This is a genomic window from Pseudomonas sp. BF-R-30 (assembly GCF_019956175.1).
Lineage (GTDB): Bacteria > Pseudomonadota > Gammaproteobacteria > Pseudomonadales > Pseudomonadaceae > Aquipseudomonas > Aquipseudomonas jessenii.
The window spans coordinates 1-17,647 of sequence record NZ_JAHBDE010000035.1 but is presented as its reverse complement, the minus strand read 5'-3'; the positions used below and the strand labels follow the sequence as shown (position 1 = coordinate 17,647).

Sequence of the window (17,647 nt, the reverse complement as noted above, 5' to 3'; positions counted from 1 at the left end):
GTTCGTATTAGGATCGGTTCACGGATCTGAATCTAACACGGAGCTTGCCATCGCCATGAACCAACCCACCAATGACCTGCCGGACATGCACATCGACACCACCTTTACCTCGCCCTTGGACTCGGCGGCGGCACAACGCGCGCTGGACTATTACTTGAAACCAGCTGTTTCGGAAGGAGTGGCCGAGCCGCGTCTTTTTGATGTAAACCGCAATATCAACGGCGAAGAGGCGCTGGTCCATGCCCTGGACCTGTTGCGCTGTGCTGCCGCCACCGCGTACGAGTCCGCCAATCACCTGCAAGGCGCAAGCCGCGACCTGGCATTTTCGACGGTGCACATGATCGACATGGCCAAGGCGATGGTCGATCGATCGCTGGAGAAGTATGAAAACGGTTGAGGTGAGAAGACAAATCGAGAGGGCAGGAAAGAATTTTCCTGTCGCGCAGGTAAAAACGTTTGACTTGCAAACGAGAATGATTATTATTGCATCAACTGATCGCGAGATCAGTCGATGGACCAGGTGACCTTAGGTCGGTCTCCTGGACTATCTCCTCATCAGGCTAATCACGGTTTTTGACCCGGCTTTTTGCCGGGTCTTTTTTTTGCCAGTTTTTCTGGCTTTGGCTTCAGGCTAATGAAGTCTTTCGGTGCCGCAAATTCGATGGCGCGAATGATATCAAAAGAATTCCAGTTGGCAAGAGAAGCCCGGCATCATTGGTTCAAACCAGCGACAGATAGCACTTGAGAATCAATCGCATAGCCTCTAAGCTGCGGCGGCGTCAAGGAGGACGCCCCCACCCTCGCACCCCGCAATTCCCCTCGGTTTCACCCCACTCTTGCGTGTAAAGTAGCCACCATAAAAATCATATTCAGGACCCGATTATGGCCGTGGCTAAATCTTCTTTCGACATCAGTGCCAACTTCGACAGCGGCAATATCCAGGTAATCGATGTCAGCGACCCGCTCAAGCCCCTGCTGGCGATCCGCCCCGATACAAAAAGCAACCATTTCCAATGGTTCCACTTCAAGGCCAGCGGCCTGCATGTCGGCCAGGAGCACTGGTTTCGCCTGAACAATGCCAGCCAATCCTCCTACAACAAGGCCTGGGCCGGCTATCAGGCGGTGGCGTCCTACGATCACGTCAACTGGTTCCGCGTACCGACCATTTTCGAAGGCGACTGCCTGCGCTTCAGCCTCGAAGCCGAGCAGACCCATGCCTGGTTCGCCTACTTCGAACCCTACAGCCGTGGCCGCCACGACTGGCTGATCGAGCAGGCGCTGACCAAGGCCGGCACCGAACTGCTGGCCACCGGCAAGAGTGTCGAAGGTCGCGACATCCAGCTATTGCGCAAAGGCACCGGCGCCGAAGGCCAGCGCAAAGTGTGGATCATCGCCCAGCAACATCCGGGCGAGCACATGGCCGAGTGGTTCATGGAAGGCGTGATCGAACGCCTGGAAAGAAACGACGACCCAGTGCTGAACAAACTGCTGGCCGGCGCTGATCTGTACCTGGTGCCGAACATGAACCCGGACGGCGCCTTCCACGGACACCTGCGCACCAATGCCATGGGCCAGGACCTGAACCGCGCCTGGCAGAACGCCAGCCAGGAAATCAGCCCGGAAGTCCTGTTCGTTCAGCAGCAGATGGAAAAATACGGTGTCGATATGTTCCTCGACGTCCATGGTGACGAGGAAATCCCTCACGTGTTCACAGCTGCTTGCGAAGGCAATCCGGGTTACACACCGCGGATCGAAAAACTCGAAGAACACTTCCGCAACCACCTGAAACACACCACAAAGGATTTCCAGACCAAACACGGCTACACCCGCGACGAGCCGGGTCAAGCCAACATGACGCTGGCCTGCAACAGCGTGGGCCAGAAGTACGACTGCCTTTCGCTGACCCTGGAAATGCCGTTCAAGGATCACGATGATCATCCGAACCCGTTGACGGGCTGGTCGGGCAAGCGCTCGAAGCAGCTGGGCAAGGATGTGCTCACCACCATTGCGGATATGGTCGATACCCTGCGCTGATCTCCCTTCAAGATCAAAAGATCGCCGCCTGCCGCAGGCTGCGATCTTTTTCTCCATTGCAACTAGCCGCGATCCTTGCCCCGCAACATGCTGTCCAGCACATCATCCCGCCGCACCCAGCCGTGAAACAACGCGGCCGCCAAATGCAGCAACACGGTCAGAAACAGCAGATACGCCAAATACCCATGAGCCTTGCGCAAAAACGCAAACAGCTGCGCGTCCGCCGGCACGATCGATGGCAACTGCAACGAACTGCTGAGCATCACCGGTTCGCCCGACGCCGAAATCATCGTCCAGCCCAGCAGCGGCAAGACCAGCATCAAGGCATACAGCAATACATGCGAGGCCTTGGCCGCCATCGCTTGCCAACCCGGCAAATCCGCCGGCAGCGGTGGTTGCGTGGTGGAGAACCGCACCACCAGCCGCACGATCACCAGCAGCAAAATCGCGACACCCAAAGGTTTGTGCAGATTGATCAGCCATTCATGCCGTTCGGACACCGAGGCGACCATGCCGGCACCGATAAACAACATGGCGATGATCATCAGTGCCATCAGCCAGTGCAGCAGTCGCGCCAATGGAGCGAAGTGGTTGGGTTGAGTGCTCATTGCTGGGCCTCCTGTTTGGCGGCGGGCAACTGGCTGACTTCGCTGGTGCGACGCAGGTAGGAATTGGCGTAACCGGCTGAACGAGCGGCGAGCAACGGGTCGTCGGACCCTTCGATGCCGGCGGGTAAAACCAGCGGGTCGTAATTGATGTCACGGCATTCGCCATTGAGTTGCGGCTGGGTTTTTTCCAGCACCAGCGTGCCTGCGTTCAACACTTTGCGCCCTTCAGGCCAGGCTTTGCTGGCGTCGTTCACGGGATCGCCGGGATTGGCCAGGATGATATTCAACTGCCAACGCAACGGTCCTGCGGCTATACGCTGAACCAGGTCTTTCTCCAGAAAGTCGCTGCCCTCGGGCGCCATGGCACCCGACGCATCCTGCGCTACCGGCACCATGCTCCAGCGCACAGCCTGGCGTTGTCCGGCAGCGTTCACCAGATAAAACGCGTTGACGCTGTTATAGGTCTCGGTGACGTAACTGGCTGACGGTTTGGCGGTCTTGATCCAGGCCAGAAAGGGTGCAGCTTCCGGATGCGCACCGAAAAACGCCGGAACCGCGGTCGGGTTCGGCTTGCCCGTAGCCGGGTCCGGCGACTGCGCCTGCTGCAATTGATAGAACGCCTCGGGCGTGCCCACCGGGAACACCGGCATGCTGTTCATCCCCGTGCGCCACTGCTGGCCGTTGGCCTGGGTGAAGCGCAAGGCCATGCTGCGGATCGGCACGGCACTGTCCGGAGCATAAGGATTGCCGGCCGGCAAGGCGAAACGTCCGACCACCGGCGTCCGAGCTTCGTTGAACACCTGGGCGGTGGAATAGCTGCGCGCCTCACCGCTGCTCTCGAAATGCCCGATCACGCACACGCCTTTGGAATGGTTGCGACGGAAACCCGGATGCACGCCGTTGTTGGTTTCCAGCACGTTGATCAGTTTCTTCGGAGTCAGGCGCTGTGGGTCAAAGGTGCCGTTGACGTAGGCAAACGCCCCAGCCAAGGCGGCAACGACCACAGCAATGCCAGCCAGACGCAACGTCAGGCTTGCCGCACTCAAGGGTGGCCGGGTTGGCGGTGATGATCGATCTACCATGAAAGACTCCAGGGCCATCGGCCACAAGTGAGAAGAATCAAGCAGACGAACCGCATGCAGGTTTATTCCCACGCGCGGTGTTTATTTTTTCTGACGTGGAATAACCTCCGGTACCGGACGTCTTCCTAGTCCCAAGCGTAGTGACTAGTCAGAACTTCATGAACGATATCGACGAACAACTGAGGGAAATCATTCCAGGATTGCGACGGTTCGCCGTGTCGTTGACGCGCAACACCAGCAGCGCTGACGACCTGGTGCAGGCGAGCCTGGAGCGGGCACTCTCGAGTTGGGCTGGCAAACGCGCCGAGGGCGACTTGCGCGCCTGGCTGTTCTCGATTCTCTATCGGCAGTTTCTCGATGCCCACCGTCGCTCCCGGCGCTATGCGCGCATGCTCGAATTCTTCACCGGGCGTGACGATGCCCAGCCCTCGGTGGAGCGCACCGTGATTGCCCAATCGACCCTCAACGCCTTCGACCGGCTGCCCACCGAGCAGCGCGCGCTGCTGCTCTGGGTGTCGGTGGAAGGTTTGAGTTACAAAGAGGTCGCCGAGATTCTCGACGTACCCACCGGCACCGTGATGTCCCGCCTGTCCCGGGCTCGCCAGGCCCTGCGCCAACTCAGCGATGGCGAAATCAACCGCCCTTCCCTGCGGAGACTCAAATGATCAGCATGCCCCCCAGCGAGCGTGACCTGCACGCCTACGTCGACCACCAACTGAGCGACGCCGACCGACGCCAGGTGGAGACTTTTCTGGCCGGTAACCCGCAGATGGCCGCGCAAGTATGCGCCTGGCAGCAGGATGCCCAGACACTGCGCGCAGCGCTGAGTGGTGCCTTGCAACAACCCTCGAACCCGGACCTGGATCCGGCGGTTATACGCCAGCGCCTTAAACGCCAATCCCGTAGACACCTGGCCAGTGCCGCGGTGTTGTTCATCGCCGTCAGCGTCGGCGGTGTCAGCGGCTGGCAAGCGCGGGAGATGACACTGGCGAGTCCCCAGCTTCCAATGACCGATGCGCTGCAGGCTTATCGCCTGATTGCCCAGCAAGGCCTCCTGCCGGCGGATTTCAAAGTCGGCGACGACGGTGACATGCAAGGCTGGCTCGACCGCTACTTCACACAGGCCAACCGCCTGCCCGACCTTTCGGATGCCGGTTTCAAACCGGTCAGCGGGCGCCTGCTGAGCACCGAGCAAGGCCCGGCGGCGATGGTGGTCTACGAGAACCAGAGCGGGCAGAAAATCAGTTTCTACGTGCGCCCGCCAGGGCCGAAAAACTTCCTGCTGCCCAGGGGCAGTCGCAGTGATGGCGAGTTGCAGGCCGAGTACTGGTCGGGAAGTGGCTACAACTATGCGATGGTCAGCCCGGCGGATACACCGGCGGCGCGGATGCTCAAACAGACCACTCAATTCTGATCGCCATCCAGCTGCTTTTTTTTGTGGGAGTTTGCGGTGTTCCTTTAGAGCCCAGTGACGGTGGCCCGGAATATTCCGACACTGCTGGAAGCAGATTCCCTGCTCTGGTTACACTATGGCGCCGCAGCACAAAGAGCCTGCCCGTACACCAGAGGTGATATCCCAGTGGCCGTTCGACCGCCCAGCCGTTCGCGAATCAAATCGCGCTGGCAAACGTTGCGCCGCCTTCTCGGCAAGGCACCGGCGCCCGGTAGCGCCGCGACAGGCCAGGTCATCCACGACTACTTTCGCCATCAGGCCCATGCACAGGGCTACACCCTCAGTCACAGCCAACAGCGGGTGATCGACTGCATGGCCCGGCATGCCTGCATGCTGATGGGCACTGCGGCCAAACCCCTTCCCGGCCTTTACCTGCATGGTGCCGTGGGGCGCGGCAAAAGCTGGCTGCTCGACGGGTTTTTCCGGGCCATTCCCCTCGCGCAAAAACAACGCCTGCACTTCCATCAGTTTTTCGCCCAACTGCACCAGGGCATGTTCGAGCACCGCGATCAGGCCGACGCCCTGGCGATCACCCTCGATGAACTGCTCAGCGATTGCCGGGTGCTGTGTTTCGATGAGTTCCATGTGCACGACATCGGCGATGCGATGCTCATCACCCGGTTGTTCAAGGCACTGTTCCAGCGCGGCATCCTGTTGCTGGTCACCTCCAATTATCCGCCCGAAGGCCTGTTGCCCAATCCGCTGTACCACGCCCGCTTCAAACCGGTGATCGACTTGATCAATGCGCGCATGCAGGTGATGGAGGTCGGCGGGCCCCACGACTACCGCAGCCAGGCCCGAACCCACGCGCATCAGTTGTTCACTCAAGGTCACTACGTCTGGCCGGCGAGCGTGGCGCAACGACAATCGCTGAACCTGCCCAGGCACAATGCCCCGCCTGTTTCGTTGCCGGTAGGTACCCGGCATTTGCGAGCACGTTTCTGCGAAGGGCGCGGCGTCGGTTTTACCTTCACCGATTTGTGCGATCATCCCACGGCGGTGATGGATTATCTGGAGCTGTGCCGCCAGTTCGACCGCTGGATCATCGATGAACTGCCACTGCTGGGCGATTGCACGATTGCCGCCCAGCAGCGTTTTATCAATCTTATCGACGTGCTGTACGACCAGGACAAGCACCTGACGTTGCTCGGGCAGCACTCATTGCGCGAAAGCCTGGGTGGTGATGCCATTGATCTGGCGCGCACACGCAGCCGACTGGGACAACTGGTCGAAGTCAGCGAACCGGTCTGATCGATAGCTTTTTGTTGCATTGACTGACTTCTTCGCGAGCAAGCCCGCTCCCACAATGGATTTGTGTCGGATACAGAATTTGTGATCTACACCGATCAAATGTGGGAGCGGGCTTGCTCGCGAAGGCGGCCTGACAGTCGCCACATCTTTCCCGCTATCATGTCGCCCATTTCCGGGGCCCCGCGCCCTCCTCTAGGTTAATGGCGAATCTGTTCATGCATACCCTTGCTCAATTGCGCGCCGGCGAGTTGTCGGGCATCACGCGGCTGGATCTGGCCGAAGGCCTGACCGAGTTTCCCCGGGAGATCTTCGATCTGGCGGATTCGCTGGAAGTGCTCAACCTCAGCGGCAATGCTCTGAGCGCGCTACCAGAGGACTTGCATCGCCTGACCCGTTTGCGCGTGCTGTTCTGCTCCGATAACCGTTTCACCGAGTTGCCGGCCTGTGTTGGCCAATGCGCTGCACTGACGATGATCGGCTTCAAGGCCAACCGTATCGCCCACGTGCCCGCAGCGGCACTGCCACCGCTGCTGCGCTGGCTGATCCTGACCGACAATTGCATCGAGACGCTGCCGAGCGCGTTGGGAGAGCGGCCATACCTGCAAAAGCTGATGCTTGCCGGTAACCGCCTGCACGCGTTGCCGGAGTCGATGCACAATTGTCATCGGCTGGAGCTGATCCGCATCGCCGCCAACCAGTTCACTAACTTGCCGCAATGGCTGCTGACGCTGCCAAGCCTGACCTGGCTGGCCTACGCCGGTAATCCGCTGGAAACCGAAGCCGATGCCGCCGCCCTCGATGCCACACTGCGCATTGACTGGTCGGCATTGCACCTGGAGAAAAAAATCGGCGAAGGGGCGTCCGGAGTGATTCATCAAGCTGTCTGGCAACCGACCGACCAACCGGCCATGCCAGTTGCGGTGAAGCTCTACAAGGGTGAAATGACCAGCGATGGCTCGCCGCTGCACGAGATGAACGCCTGCATCACCGCAGGCCTGCACCCGAATCTGATTCGCGTCGAAGGGCGGATTGTCGATCACCCGCAACAAACCGCCGGGCTGGTCATGCGGTTGGTCCCGCCGAGTTTTCGCAACCTCGCCAGCCTGCCGAGCCTGGCGTCGTGCAGCCGCGACATTTATGCCGAAGGCTTGCGTTTCAGTGCGGCGGTGGCGCTGCGCATTGCCTCGGGCATTGCCTCGGTGGCCGAACACTTGCACAACCACGGCATCACCCATGGCGATCTCTACGGGCACAATATTCTGTGGAATGAACAGGGCGATTGCTTGCTGGGGGATTTTGGCGCGGCGTCGTTCCACGGGATTTCCGACAGCCTGGAAAGCCGCGCCTTGCAGCGGATCGAGGTGCGGGCGTTCGGGGTGTTGCTGGGCGAACTGCTGGAGCGGGTTAATTCGGGGTTGAGCGACGAACAGCGTGGGGTACTGGAAGATCTGCAACAGCGTTGTTGCCAGCCGCAAGTGCTGGTACGGCCGGGGTTCAGCGAAATCGTGCGGCAATTGGAAAGTCTGTGACCGCTGCGCGGTCAATCGCGAGCAAGCTCGCTCCCACATTAGATCGCGCCAGACCATGCAACTCGGTCAACTGTGGGAGCGAGCCTGCTCGCGATGACGGCCTGCCAGACAACAGAGCCGTCATTGACACAAAGACTTAACCCGCCAACCCGACAAACATGTCCTGCACGTCGTCGTGGTTATCGAGGCCTTCGAGGAACGCTTCGACTTCCGCCATCTGCTCATCGCTCAGGCCGCTGACCGGGTTTTTCGGCTGGTAGCCCAGTTTGGCCGACAGCACGGTGAAGCCTTGTTCCGGCAGGGCTTTCTGCACCGCGTCGAGGTCGGTCGGTTCGGTCAGGAACAGGGTTGCCCCCTCTTCACCCGGCTCGAAATCCTGTGCACCGGCTTCGATGGCGGCCATTTCCGGATCGGCGTCCGGGGTGTCCGGCGACGCTTCGATCATGCCGACGTGGTTGAAGTCCCAGGCCACCGAACCGGAAGCCCCCAGCTGACCCTTGCGGAACGCCACGCGGATCTCGGCGACGGTGCGATTGATGTTGTCGGTCACGCACTCAACGATCAACGGCACCTGATGCGGGGCGAACCCTTCATAGGTCACGCGATGGTATTGCACGGTTTCGCCCAGCAGGCCCGCGCCCTTCTTGATGGCACGATCCAGTGTTTCCTTGGGCATCGAAGCTTTCTTGGCCTGTTCAACCACCAGGCGCAAGTGCGCGTTGGTAGCTGTATCAGCGCCGTTGCGCGCAGCAATGGTGATTTCTTTCACCAGTTTGCCGAAGATCTTGCCCTTGGCATTGGCTGCCGCTTCTTTGTGTTTAACCTTCCACTGTGCGCCCATTTCTCACTCTCTTATCTGTGGCATCTGTGGCGCCGAGACATCTATTGGCCGACGCTTTGCACAAGTTTATACGGCCTAAAGTTGGCAATCGACCAAAAAATCCCGACTTGCATCGACATCTTCACCAGCGGTTGTAGGGCAATTCGGAAATGTCGCTTTACCGTGCCCGCAATGCGCCGGGGTTTCGTACGCTTTGCACCCTACTCCACAGCGGTAGCGCGTTCGATGCACAACGACAAGGAAAGTCCCACCACCCTGACGCTTCTCGAAGACGACCTGAACTTCCAGGTGGTCCGGTTCAGTGGTCATGAAGCTCTCAACCAGCCCTATCGATTCGACATCGAGGTGATCGGGCTGGCACCAGCCCTGAACCTTGAGCGATTGCTGCACCAACCGGCGTTCCTCGAATTCGGCCACGATCAAGGCATTCATGGCGTACTGGACAGCGCCAGTTGTGAACATCGAAGCGGGCACCGGGTCGCTTACAAGCTGGTGCTGGTGCCTCGTGTCCAGGTGCTGGAACAGCAACGATGCCGACGTATTTTCCAGCACGCCAGCGTGCCCATGATCCTGCGCCAATTGCTGGAGGAACATGGGTTGCCCGCCAGCAGTTATCGCTTTGAACTGGCAACCAGGCACTATCCCCTGCGACCTTTTTGCATTCAGTATGAAGAATCCGACCTGGCGTTGCTGCAACGGCTGTGCGAGGAAGAAGGCATCCACTATCACTTCGAGCATCAACGCGACGGCCATGTGCTGGTGCTGGCCGACGACAGCTTGAGCTTTCCCCAAGAGCCACTGCTCATGTCGATGAGCGGCGGCGCCCCCGGCGAACACCAGGAACCGGTGATCAGCGAACTGTTCCAGCGCCATGACGCCACGCTCTCCCCTGTGCGTCCAGGTGCCAGGAATCCGGGTGCAGCGGACATCAGCGAGGGCGCTGCCAATCACTCGTTCGCCACGGCGAGGCACTGTCCCGCTGGCGAGCAACAACATCGCGACCAGCTCAGCCGTCGACAACTGGAACGCCTGCGCTGCCGTCACCAGCAGATCCACGGTCAAAGTAGCCAGGGGGCATTACGCAGTGGCCGGATCCTGCAAGTGGCCGAGCACCCGCTGGCGAATTTCAATGATCAGTGGCTGGTTACCGAAATCCGCCATCAGGGGTGTCAGTCATCCATTCTGCTCGACGACACACCGGGCACGGCCTCGGGTTACCGCAATCAATTCAGCGCCATCCCCTGGTCGACGGTATTCAGGCCAGCGCTCAAACAACCCAGGCCGAATATCCCTGGGTATCAGCCCGGTCGCGTGTGCGGCCCGGTCGGGCAACCGGCGGCAGTGGACGAGGATGGCCGGGTTCAGGTGAACCTCTGGCCCGCCACACAACCAGTCGCAGAAGAGTCCAACGGCCTGTGGCTTCCGCTGGCGCTGACCACCGCCGAGGACTGGATCGATCCGGCCCGCTTGCCCGTGGCTGGCAGCGAGGTACTGGTGATTTTCCTCGACAGTGACCCGGATCGCCCGGTGCTTTGTACGACCATGGGCCCTCGGCCACAACCTCACCGCCCTCACCCGCATGAGCCCCGTGGCGATACCCGCCTGCTGTTCGACTGGCTGCTCACCCGCTCGGACCCTGCACCCTGACGCTCAACCCTTGTCAGCCTTGCCGGCTGCAGCAGCGAACTTCGCCAGACGCACGTCCAGATGCCGTGGCCGATGCCCGTGATCTTCCGCGCGCTCCTTGCGGCGGATGGCGTTGCGCACCATCAGCGAGCCGATATAGCGAATCGGCTCCGGCGGGAAAAAGCCCAGTGGGCCATTGACCAGCGGCGAACGGGTCCAGGGGTTGTCCAGGCCTTGAACCATCGACGCCAGAATCTGCCCGCCCATGTGGCAGGGGCCGACGCCGCTGCCGGAATAGCCGAAACCGTAAAACACATTGCCACTGGCGCTCATCTGCCCGAAGAACGGCAGCCCGGTCACCGATCGATCCGATGGACCGTTCCAGGTCGCCTCGACCTTGACGTCGGCAAACGCCGGGAAGAAATCCGCGAGACTGCTCTGCAACAGGCCGGCATAAGGCGATGGCTGATCGAACACCGGCAGCATGCGCCCGCCATAGGCGAAGGTGTTGCCGCCCTTGCCGAGCATGATCCGGCCGTCCGGCGTGTTGTGGTAGTAGTGCACGAAAATCCGCGAATCGAGCACCGTGACGCCGCTGGTCAGACCGATTTCGTCGAGTAAATCCGGCCGAGGCTCGGTGATCAGCATGTCGCTGGAAACGATCGCCACGCTGCGTTCGAACTGCGGAAACGCCCGGGCCATCCAGGCGTTCATCGCCAGCACCACGCGGTCGGCGCGAATGATGCCCTTGGGGGTTTGAATGCCCGCTGGCCGGCCCTCCTCCAGCCCGGTCATCGCGGTGTTTTCATGAATCCTCACCCCCAGCTGCAGGGCTACCCGGCGCAAGCCACGCACCAGTTTGCCCGGCTGCACACTGGCCGCGGCCGGGGAAAACCAGCCTTCCAGGTGTTTGCTGGAACCGGCCATGCGCTGCACATCGGCCACCGGCCGCTGGGTGAACGAGTTGATGCCGTTGCGCTCCAGCGCCGCGATCACAGCGTCGGTCGAGCCGACCTGCGCGCGATTGGTCGCGGTGTAGAGGGTGCCATCGAGGCGGTAATCGGCGTCCACCCCATACTGTTCGCAGAAGGCGCCGATGGCATGGATGCTGCGCTCGGACTCTTGGACCAGACGCACGGCTTCTTCGACGCCGAACAAACGTTCGAGGGTGAAATACTTGGCCGACCACGACAACGCACAACCACCATTGCGTCCACTGGCCCCGGCACCGCAGATGTCCGCTTCGATCAGCAGCACATCCAGTTCGGGGTTCTGCTCCTTGAGCATGATCGCGGTCCACAACCCGGTGTAACCACCGCCGACGATACAGACATCGGCGCGGGCGTCGCCTTCCAGTGGCGGACAGGTTTCGGATGCATCAGCCTTCAAGGCCTGGTCCAGCCAAAAGGGTCTCATGGGGTCAATCTCCGGTCAGTGGCCCACACGCCGGCCTGCCGCAGGTGCAGCAGGCGACGAGGGACAGGATTCAGGTACGCAGGGGTTTGATGGTCATCGCCTGATTGGGCACGTAGGCGAAGTGAGTGCCCAGGCCACCGGGGCGGCTGTTCCAGTGCGGGATCAATACCAGCGCCGAGAACATGGCGCAGCCGGCGAAGACGATGAACACGGTAACGGTGTCGAAGTAGCCTGGCAGCAGCCCGCCGAGAATCGCCCCGACCGAACCGCAGCCGTTAACGAAACCGGCTGCCGTGGCGCCGGCCTTGGCGGTGCCGAAGTCGATGGCGGCCGCGCCGCTGATCATCGAGTCCGGTCCGTAGAGGGTCAGGCCCATGACGAACAGCAGCGCCACTACCAGCAGCACGCTGCCGGTATGCAGGGCGCCCATGAAAAACGCCAGGGACACCGTCAGCGCCAGCAGGCTGATCACGCAAGCCGGCATGCGCCGGGCGCCGAACAGTTTGTCCGAGGCCAGGCCAATCAGGATCGGCCCGAGCAACCCGGCCAGCTCAAACGCAGTCGGAATGATCGCCGCACCGACCTTGCCCACCGAAGGCATCTGTTCGAAGACGATCACCGGCCCCCATAGCAGAATCGCGTAGCGCGCCGGCTTGAGCATGAAGTACGCCAATCCCAATACCAGCACCGTGCGGTTGCGCAGGATTTCCTTCAAAGGCTCCCACATGCTGATTTTGCTTTGCGCCTCGGCTTGTTCGGCGGTCAGCTCAGGCTCCGGCTCCACCGCCGGCAAGCCGACGTCCTCCGGTTTGTTGCGTTGGAAAATAAAAAACAGCACGGCGACCAGCCCAACCACCGCCGCACTGGAAATGAACGCCGCATGCCAGCTGCCGATGAGCGTGTACGCCCACCAACCGGCAAACGGCGAGGCTACCAGGCCGCCAAAGGCGTAGCAGGAACTCCACAGGCCCAATACCCGTCCGCGTTGCTCGGAGGGAAAGAAGCTGCCGAGGTTCTTGCACAGCCCCGACCAACCGGTGGACTGCGCCAGGCCTTGTATCAGCATGCAGGTAGCGAAAATCGGTAACGTTGCGAAGTTGCCCATCACCAGCGCCGCGGCGGCGGAAATCAGCAACCCGCCGAGCACCACAACTCGCGGGCCAAAACGGTCTGCGAGGATGCCCCAGGTGAACTGACCGACGGCGTAAGCCGTCAGGTAGATGGCGTCGAGGTTGGCCATGGCCATTTTGTCGAGCATGAAGGTCGGGTCTTCGCCAATACCGAGTTTGGCGACCGAGAATGCTTTGCGGGTGAAATAGAACGCGGCGTAGGCGAGCCAGGTGATCGCGAAGATCTGCACGCGCCAACGCTTGATGGTGCCGATGTGCTTGTTCATTGTGGTTCTGACCTCAGGGTGTGAGTGTGCCGGCAGAATTGGAAGAAAACGCCTGTGTTTTTTATTGTTGAGCACTGCGATATCGCCCTGTCCCTACGGCGGATACCGGTCAGATGAGTCCTGTAGTTGCACGCACAGGCTCATGGCACCCGCTGCTGTTCGACTGACCAGTCAGCGGGGCTGAGGTGGATAAAAACAATTACTGATTAATAAGTGAAATCGATTTATCGTATTTCAAATATAAGCTCAGCTTGTTACTGGAGATTCCCATGTCGGTGTCCCACGCCCAGCTCAAAGCTTTCCACGCCGTGGCGGTCCATGGAAGCTTTACCAAGGCCGCCGAACGCCTGTTTCTGACGCAACCGGCGATTTCCGACCAGGTGCGCAAACTCGAAGAGCGCTACGGGGTTTTGCTGTTTCACCGCAACAAGCGCTCGGTGCGCCTGACCGATCTGGGTGAGCGTCTGTTGAGCGTTACCCAGCGGCTTTTTGTGATCGAGGCGGAAGCCCAGGAACTGCTTCAGGAATCCCAGGCCCTGCAGACCGGCAGCCTGATTCTGGCGGTGGATGCACCGGTGCACGTGCTGCCGCAGATTGCCCGATTCTGCGAACGCTACCCCGGGATCAGCGTGAAGATCGAAACCGGCAACACCGATGAGTCGCTGTTTCGACTGTTCAACTATCAGGCCGACCTTGCATTGCTGGGCCGTGATGTCAGCGATGAACGCCTGATTTCACTGCCCCTGCGCAATGACCCGATGGTGGCGTTCGTGTCGCGCAATCATCCGTGGGCCGACCGCGAATCCATCACCCTCGCCGACCTCGACGACACGCCACTGGTATTGCGGGAAATCGGTTCGGTGACCCGGCAGACGCTGGAGGAGGAAATGGCGGGGGCCGGGTTTCGCATTCGGCCGGCGATTCAGGTTGAAGGTCGCGAGGCAGCGCGGGAGGCGGTGGTGGTGGGGATTGGCGTGGGCGTGGTGTCGGCTGCCGAGTTTGGTGCGGATTCCCGTGTGTGTGCGCTGCCGATTATCGATTGCAAGCGGCGGTTGACCGAGACGTTGGTGTGCTTGCGTGAACAGAGTTCACGGCGGGTGGTGGCGACGTTTCTTGAGATGGTGCGCGAGAGTCTTGTGTAGGCAGGTCCGGCGCCATCGCGGGCAAGCCACGCTCCCACAGGTATTGGGTCGTACACAAAATCGGCGAACGTGCATAAATCCCTGTGGGAGCGAGCTTGCTCGCGATGCAGGCAACTCGGTCTACCTGACGGGCGCCAACCCGAAAAACGCCTGAATCAAGCGCAAATCCCGCCGCCGCTCCATACAGCCAATCATGTGCCGATTCACCAACCCCTCGCCAATGATCGGCACCGCCGCCACCCGTGGATCGTGGCTGACCTCCACCGACGACACCACCCCCACGCCCAGTTCGGCGGCCACCGCCTCGGTCACCGCTTCGCGGCTGTCCAGTTCCAGCAACACCCGTGGATTGACCTTGGCCTGGGCGCAAGCCTCATCGAAGGTGCGCCGGGTAATCGAACTCGGTTCGCGCAGCACCATGATCACCTGATCCAGTTCCTTGAGCTGCACGCCTTTAGTCTTCTGCGCCCAAGGATGCCCGTCGGGCACCAGTGCGCAAATCCGCGACTCGTTCAGCGCCTGAAGATGCAGGCCCTTGCGCGGCTCGACCTCGGTCAGCACCGCCACGTCGGCATGTTCGGACAGCAGCGCCGCCAGGGTTTCCTGGGCGTTGCCCAGGCGCAGGTTCACCGTGATCCCCGGATAGCGCGCCCGCAGGCTGGCGAGCATCGGCATGACCATGTGCGGGCCGTCCGCCGCCACCTCCAGACGCCCGGTCAGCAATTGCCGGTTGGCTTCGAGCATCACCTGCGCCTCTTCGGCCAGGCCGAACATCGCCCGGGTGATTGCCGCCAGTTTGGTGCCCTCCTCCGTCAGCTCCACCCGTCGGGCGGTGCGGCGCAGCAGGGTGATCTGGTAGTGCTCCTCCAGGGCCTTGATGTGCCCGGTGACCGCCGGCTGGCTGATGAACAGCCGCGCCGCTGCCCGGGTAAAGCTGCCTTCCCGGGCCACGGCATCGAAGGCGCGGAGCTGAAACAGGTTCATGAATAACCCTCACTGATGGCTGGCATAACAATAAACAATTTGATTGATAACACGGCAAATTGCAATTTAAGCCCCGTAGCTTCATCCCATCGATTGCGAGGACACGAGAATGAGTACTGCCGAACCCATCCTGCTCACCCCCGGCCCGTTGACCACGTCGCCCCGCACCCGTCAGGCGATGATGATCGACTGGGGTTCATGGGATGACCGCTTCAATCAACTGACCGCCAGCGTCTGCGAGCAACTGCTGACCATCATCAACGGCACTGCCACCCACCACTGCGTGCCTTTGCAAGGCAGCGGCACCTTCGCGGTCGAGGCAGCGATCGGCACGCTGGTGCCTCGGGACGGCAAGATTCTGGTCCTGATTAACGGCGCCTACGGCAAACGCCTGGCGAAAATCTGCGAAGTATTGGGCCGCTCCTTCAGTACCTTCGAAACCGCAGAAGATAAGCCGACCACCGCCGCCGACGTCGACCGCCTGCTACGTGCCGATCAAGACATTACCCATGTCGCCCTGATTCACTGCGAAACCAGTACCGGCATCCTCAATCCGCTGCCAGAGATCGCCCAAGTAGTGGCGCAACACGGCAAGCGCCTGATCATCGACGCCATGAGCTCCTTCGGCGCTCTGCCCGTGGATGCGCAGCAAGTGCCGTTCGACGCATTGATCGCCGCCTCGGGCAAATGCCTGGAGGGCGTACCGGGCATGGGTTTTGTCTTCGCTCGCAGAGAATCCCTGGCCAGCGCCGCCGGCAACTCGCATTCGCTGGCGATGGACTTGCAGGACCAGCACGCCTACATGGCCAAGACCGGCCAGTGGCGCTTCACCCCGCCGACCCATGTGGTCGCGGCGCTGCACGAAGCCCTGCTGCAATACAACGAAGAAGGCGGCTTGCCGGCGCGGCACGAACGCTACGCCGCCAACTGCCAGGCATTGATGGAAGAGATGGGCAAACTGGGGCTGCGCAGCTTCCTGCCGGCGGCTATCCAGGCGCCGATCATCGCCACCTTCCACGCCCCGAAAGATCCGCGCTACGCGTTCAAAGAATTCTACGAGCGGGTCAAGGCCAAGGGCTACATCCTCTACCCCGGCAAACTGACCCAGGTCGAAACCTTCCGCGTCGGCTGCATCGGCCATGTCCAACCAGCCGAAATGCGCGAAGCCGTGGCCGCGATTGGCGAGGTGTTGCGCGAAATGGAAGTGCTAGAGATCTAACCAACACTACCTTCCCCTGTAGGAGCGAGCCTGCTCGCGATAGCGTTCTGAGATTCACCATTGATGTCGACTACCAGGGCCTCATCGCGAGCAGGCTCGCTCCTACAAAAAACCGTTTTCCTAAATAGCCATTTATTACAGGATTCAGATCACCATGAACTACGCCAACCCAACCAAACTGCAAGCCGCCATCCTCGACTGGGCCGGCACCGTGGTCGACTTCGGCTCCTTCGCCCCGACGCAGATTTTCGTCGAGGCCTTCGCCGAGTTCGATGTCCAGGTGTCCATCGAAGAGGCTCGCGGCCCGATGGGCATGGGCAAGTGGGACCACATCCGCACCCTGTGCGATCTGCCGGAAGTTGCCGAGCGTTATCGCAAAGTGTTCGGCCGCACGCCGACCGACGATGACGTCACTGCGATCTACCAGCGTTTCATGCCGCTGCAGATCGAAAAAATCGCCGAGCACTCGGCGCTGATTCCCGGGGCACTGGAGACCATCGCCAACCTGCGCCAGCAAGGGATCAAGATCGGCTCGTGCTCCGGTTACCCGAAACAGGTCATGGACAAGGTGGTCGAACTGGCCGCCACCAACGGTTACGTGGCCGACCACGTGGTCGCCACCGACGAAGTCCCGAATGGTCGCCCATGGCCCGCCCAGGCGCTGGCCAACGTCATCGCCCTGGGCATCGACGATGTCGCCGCGTGCGTGAAGATCGATGACACGGTGCCGGGCATTCTCGAGGGTCGCCGCGCCGGCATGTGGACCGTTGCGCTGATCTGCTCGGGCAACGCCCTGGGCCTGGACTACGAAGGCTATCGCGCCTTGGGCTGCGACCGACTGGACAGCGAGCGCAAGCGCATCCACGGGATGTTCGAAGGTTCACGCCCGCATTACATGATCGACACCATCACCGATCTGCCGGAAGTGATCGCCGACATCAACAAGCGCCTGGCCAACGGCGAAATGCCACAGTCGAGCTAAATACCGCAACGCCCCCCCCTGTAGGAGCGAGCCTGCTCGCGATGGTGTGTCAGATACATTGATGTCGACTGACACACCATCGCG

The 17,647-nt window shown here is 60.9% G+C and carries 16 protein-coding genes; 10 read left to right on the top strand and 6 right to left on the bottom strand.

What is annotated here, in order from left to right:
- Positions 1-55: 55 nt before the first annotated feature.
- Positions 56-397 (top strand): DUF6124 family protein, encoded by a 342-nt coding sequence (locus KGB20_RS18855; RefSeq protein ID WP_150812590.1) that lies wholly within the window; start codon positions 56-58, stop codon positions 395-397.
- A 485-nt stretch (positions 398-882) separates the two neighbouring features.
- Complete coding sequence (locus KGB20_RS18850; protein WP_057714121.1) at positions 883-2,034, top strand: M14-type cytosolic carboxypeptidase; 1,152 nt, start codon at positions 883-885, stop codon at positions 2,032-2,034.
- Positions 2,035-2,096: 62 nt separating this feature from the next.
- On the opposite strand, the gene KGB20_RS18845 is transcribed toward KGB20_RS18850, so the two are convergent.
- Positions 2,097-2,642 (bottom strand): cytochrome b, encoded by a 546-nt coding sequence (locus KGB20_RS18845; protein ID WP_102671603.1) that lies wholly within the window; start codon positions 2,640-2,642, stop codon positions 2,097-2,099.
- The gene (locus tag KGB20_RS18840; RefSeq protein WP_102671604.1) at positions 2,639-3,724 is read right to left on the bottom strand and encodes a catalase family peroxidase; all 1,086 of its coding nucleotides are present in this window, start codon (positions 3,722-3,724) and stop codon (positions 2,639-2,641) included. Before KGB20_RS18840 ends, KGB20_RS18845 begins: the two co-directional genes overlap by 4 nt.
- A 158-nt stretch (positions 3,725-3,882) precedes the next feature.
- Between KGB20_RS18840 and KGB20_RS18835 the strand changes: the two genes are divergently transcribed.
- From KGB20_RS18835 to KGB20_RS18820, 4 genes are all read left to right on the top strand, one after another.
- On the top strand, positions 3,883-4,389 hold the full coding sequence (locus KGB20_RS18835) for a sigma-70 family RNA polymerase sigma factor (RefSeq protein WP_090456673.1): 507 nt from the start codon (positions 3,883-3,885) through the stop codon (positions 4,387-4,389).
- Complete coding sequence (locus KGB20_RS18830) at positions 4,386-5,138, top strand: anti-sigma factor family protein (RefSeq protein ID WP_102671605.1); 753 nt, start codon at positions 4,386-4,388, stop codon at positions 5,136-5,138. The genes KGB20_RS18835 and KGB20_RS18830 overlap by 4 nt, the downstream gene beginning before the upstream one ends.
- Positions 5,139-5,303: 165 nt before the next feature.
- The gene (gene zapE, locus KGB20_RS18825; RefSeq protein WP_223532842.1) at positions 5,304-6,428 is read left to right on the top strand and encodes a cell division protein ZapE; all 1,125 of its coding nucleotides are present in this window, start codon (positions 5,304-5,306) and stop codon (positions 6,426-6,428) included.
- Between the two features lie 215 nt (positions 6,429-6,643).
- Positions 6,644-7,957 (top strand): leucine-rich repeat-containing protein kinase family protein, encoded by a 1,314-nt coding sequence (locus KGB20_RS18820; protein WP_223532840.1) that lies wholly within the window; start codon positions 6,644-6,646, stop codon positions 7,955-7,957.
- Between the two features lie 136 nt (positions 7,958-8,093).
- On the opposite strand, the gene KGB20_RS18815 is transcribed toward KGB20_RS18820, so the two are convergent.
- Positions 8,094-8,798 (bottom strand): YebC/PmpR family DNA-binding transcriptional regulator, encoded by a 705-nt coding sequence (locus tag KGB20_RS18815; protein ID WP_056854673.1) that lies wholly within the window; start codon positions 8,796-8,798, stop codon positions 8,094-8,096.
- A gap of 225 nt (positions 8,799-9,023) precedes the next feature.
- On the opposite strand from KGB20_RS18815, the gene KGB20_RS18810 reads away from it, so the two are divergent.
- Positions 9,024-10,445 (top strand): type VI secretion system Vgr family protein, encoded by a 1,422-nt coding sequence (locus KGB20_RS18810; RefSeq protein ID WP_223532856.1) that lies wholly within the window; start codon positions 9,024-9,026, stop codon positions 10,443-10,445.
- 3 nt (positions 10,446-10,448) lie between these two features.
- Here KGB20_RS18810 and KGB20_RS18805 read toward each other — a convergent pair whose 3' ends face one another.
- The gene (locus KGB20_RS18805; RefSeq protein WP_150812584.1) at positions 10,449-11,840 is read right to left on the bottom strand and encodes an FAD-dependent oxidoreductase; all 1,392 of its coding nucleotides are present in this window, start codon (positions 11,838-11,840) and stop codon (positions 10,449-10,451) included.
- Positions 11,841-11,910: 70 nt separating this feature from the next.
- The gene (locus KGB20_RS18800) at positions 11,911-13,236 is read right to left on the bottom strand and encodes an MFS transporter (protein WP_057714112.1); all 1,326 of its coding nucleotides are present in this window, start codon (positions 13,234-13,236) and stop codon (positions 11,911-11,913) included.
- A gap of 269 nt (positions 13,237-13,505) precedes the next feature.
- On the opposite strand from KGB20_RS18800, the gene KGB20_RS18795 reads away from it, so the two are divergent.
- The gene (locus KGB20_RS18795) at positions 13,506-14,378 is read left to right on the top strand and encodes a LysR family transcriptional regulator (protein WP_057714111.1); all 873 of its coding nucleotides are present in this window, start codon (positions 13,506-13,508) and stop codon (positions 14,376-14,378) included.
- A gap of 120 nt (positions 14,379-14,498) precedes the next feature.
- Here the strand turns inward: KGB20_RS18795 and KGB20_RS18790 are convergent, their stop codons facing one another.
- Positions 14,499-15,362, bottom strand: a complete 864-nt coding sequence (locus KGB20_RS18790; RefSeq protein ID WP_090456686.1) for a LysR substrate-binding domain-containing protein — start codon at positions 15,360-15,362, stop codon at positions 14,499-14,501.
- 109 nt (positions 15,363-15,471) lie between these two features.
- Here KGB20_RS18790 and KGB20_RS18785 point away from each other — a divergent pair, with 109 nt between their 5' ends.
- On the top strand, positions 15,472-16,581 hold the full coding sequence (locus tag KGB20_RS18785; RefSeq protein WP_223532838.1) for a 2-aminoethylphosphonate--pyruvate transaminase: 1,110 nt from the start codon (positions 15,472-15,474) through the stop codon (positions 16,579-16,581).
- A gap of 154 nt (positions 16,582-16,735) precedes the next feature.
- Positions 16,736-17,563: a phosphonoacetaldehyde hydrolase gene (gene phnX / locus KGB20_RS18780; protein WP_090456689.1), complete on the top strand. Its 828-nt coding sequence runs from the start codon at positions 16,736-16,738 to the stop codon at positions 17,561-17,563.
- Positions 17,564-17,647: the final 84 nt, after the last annotated feature.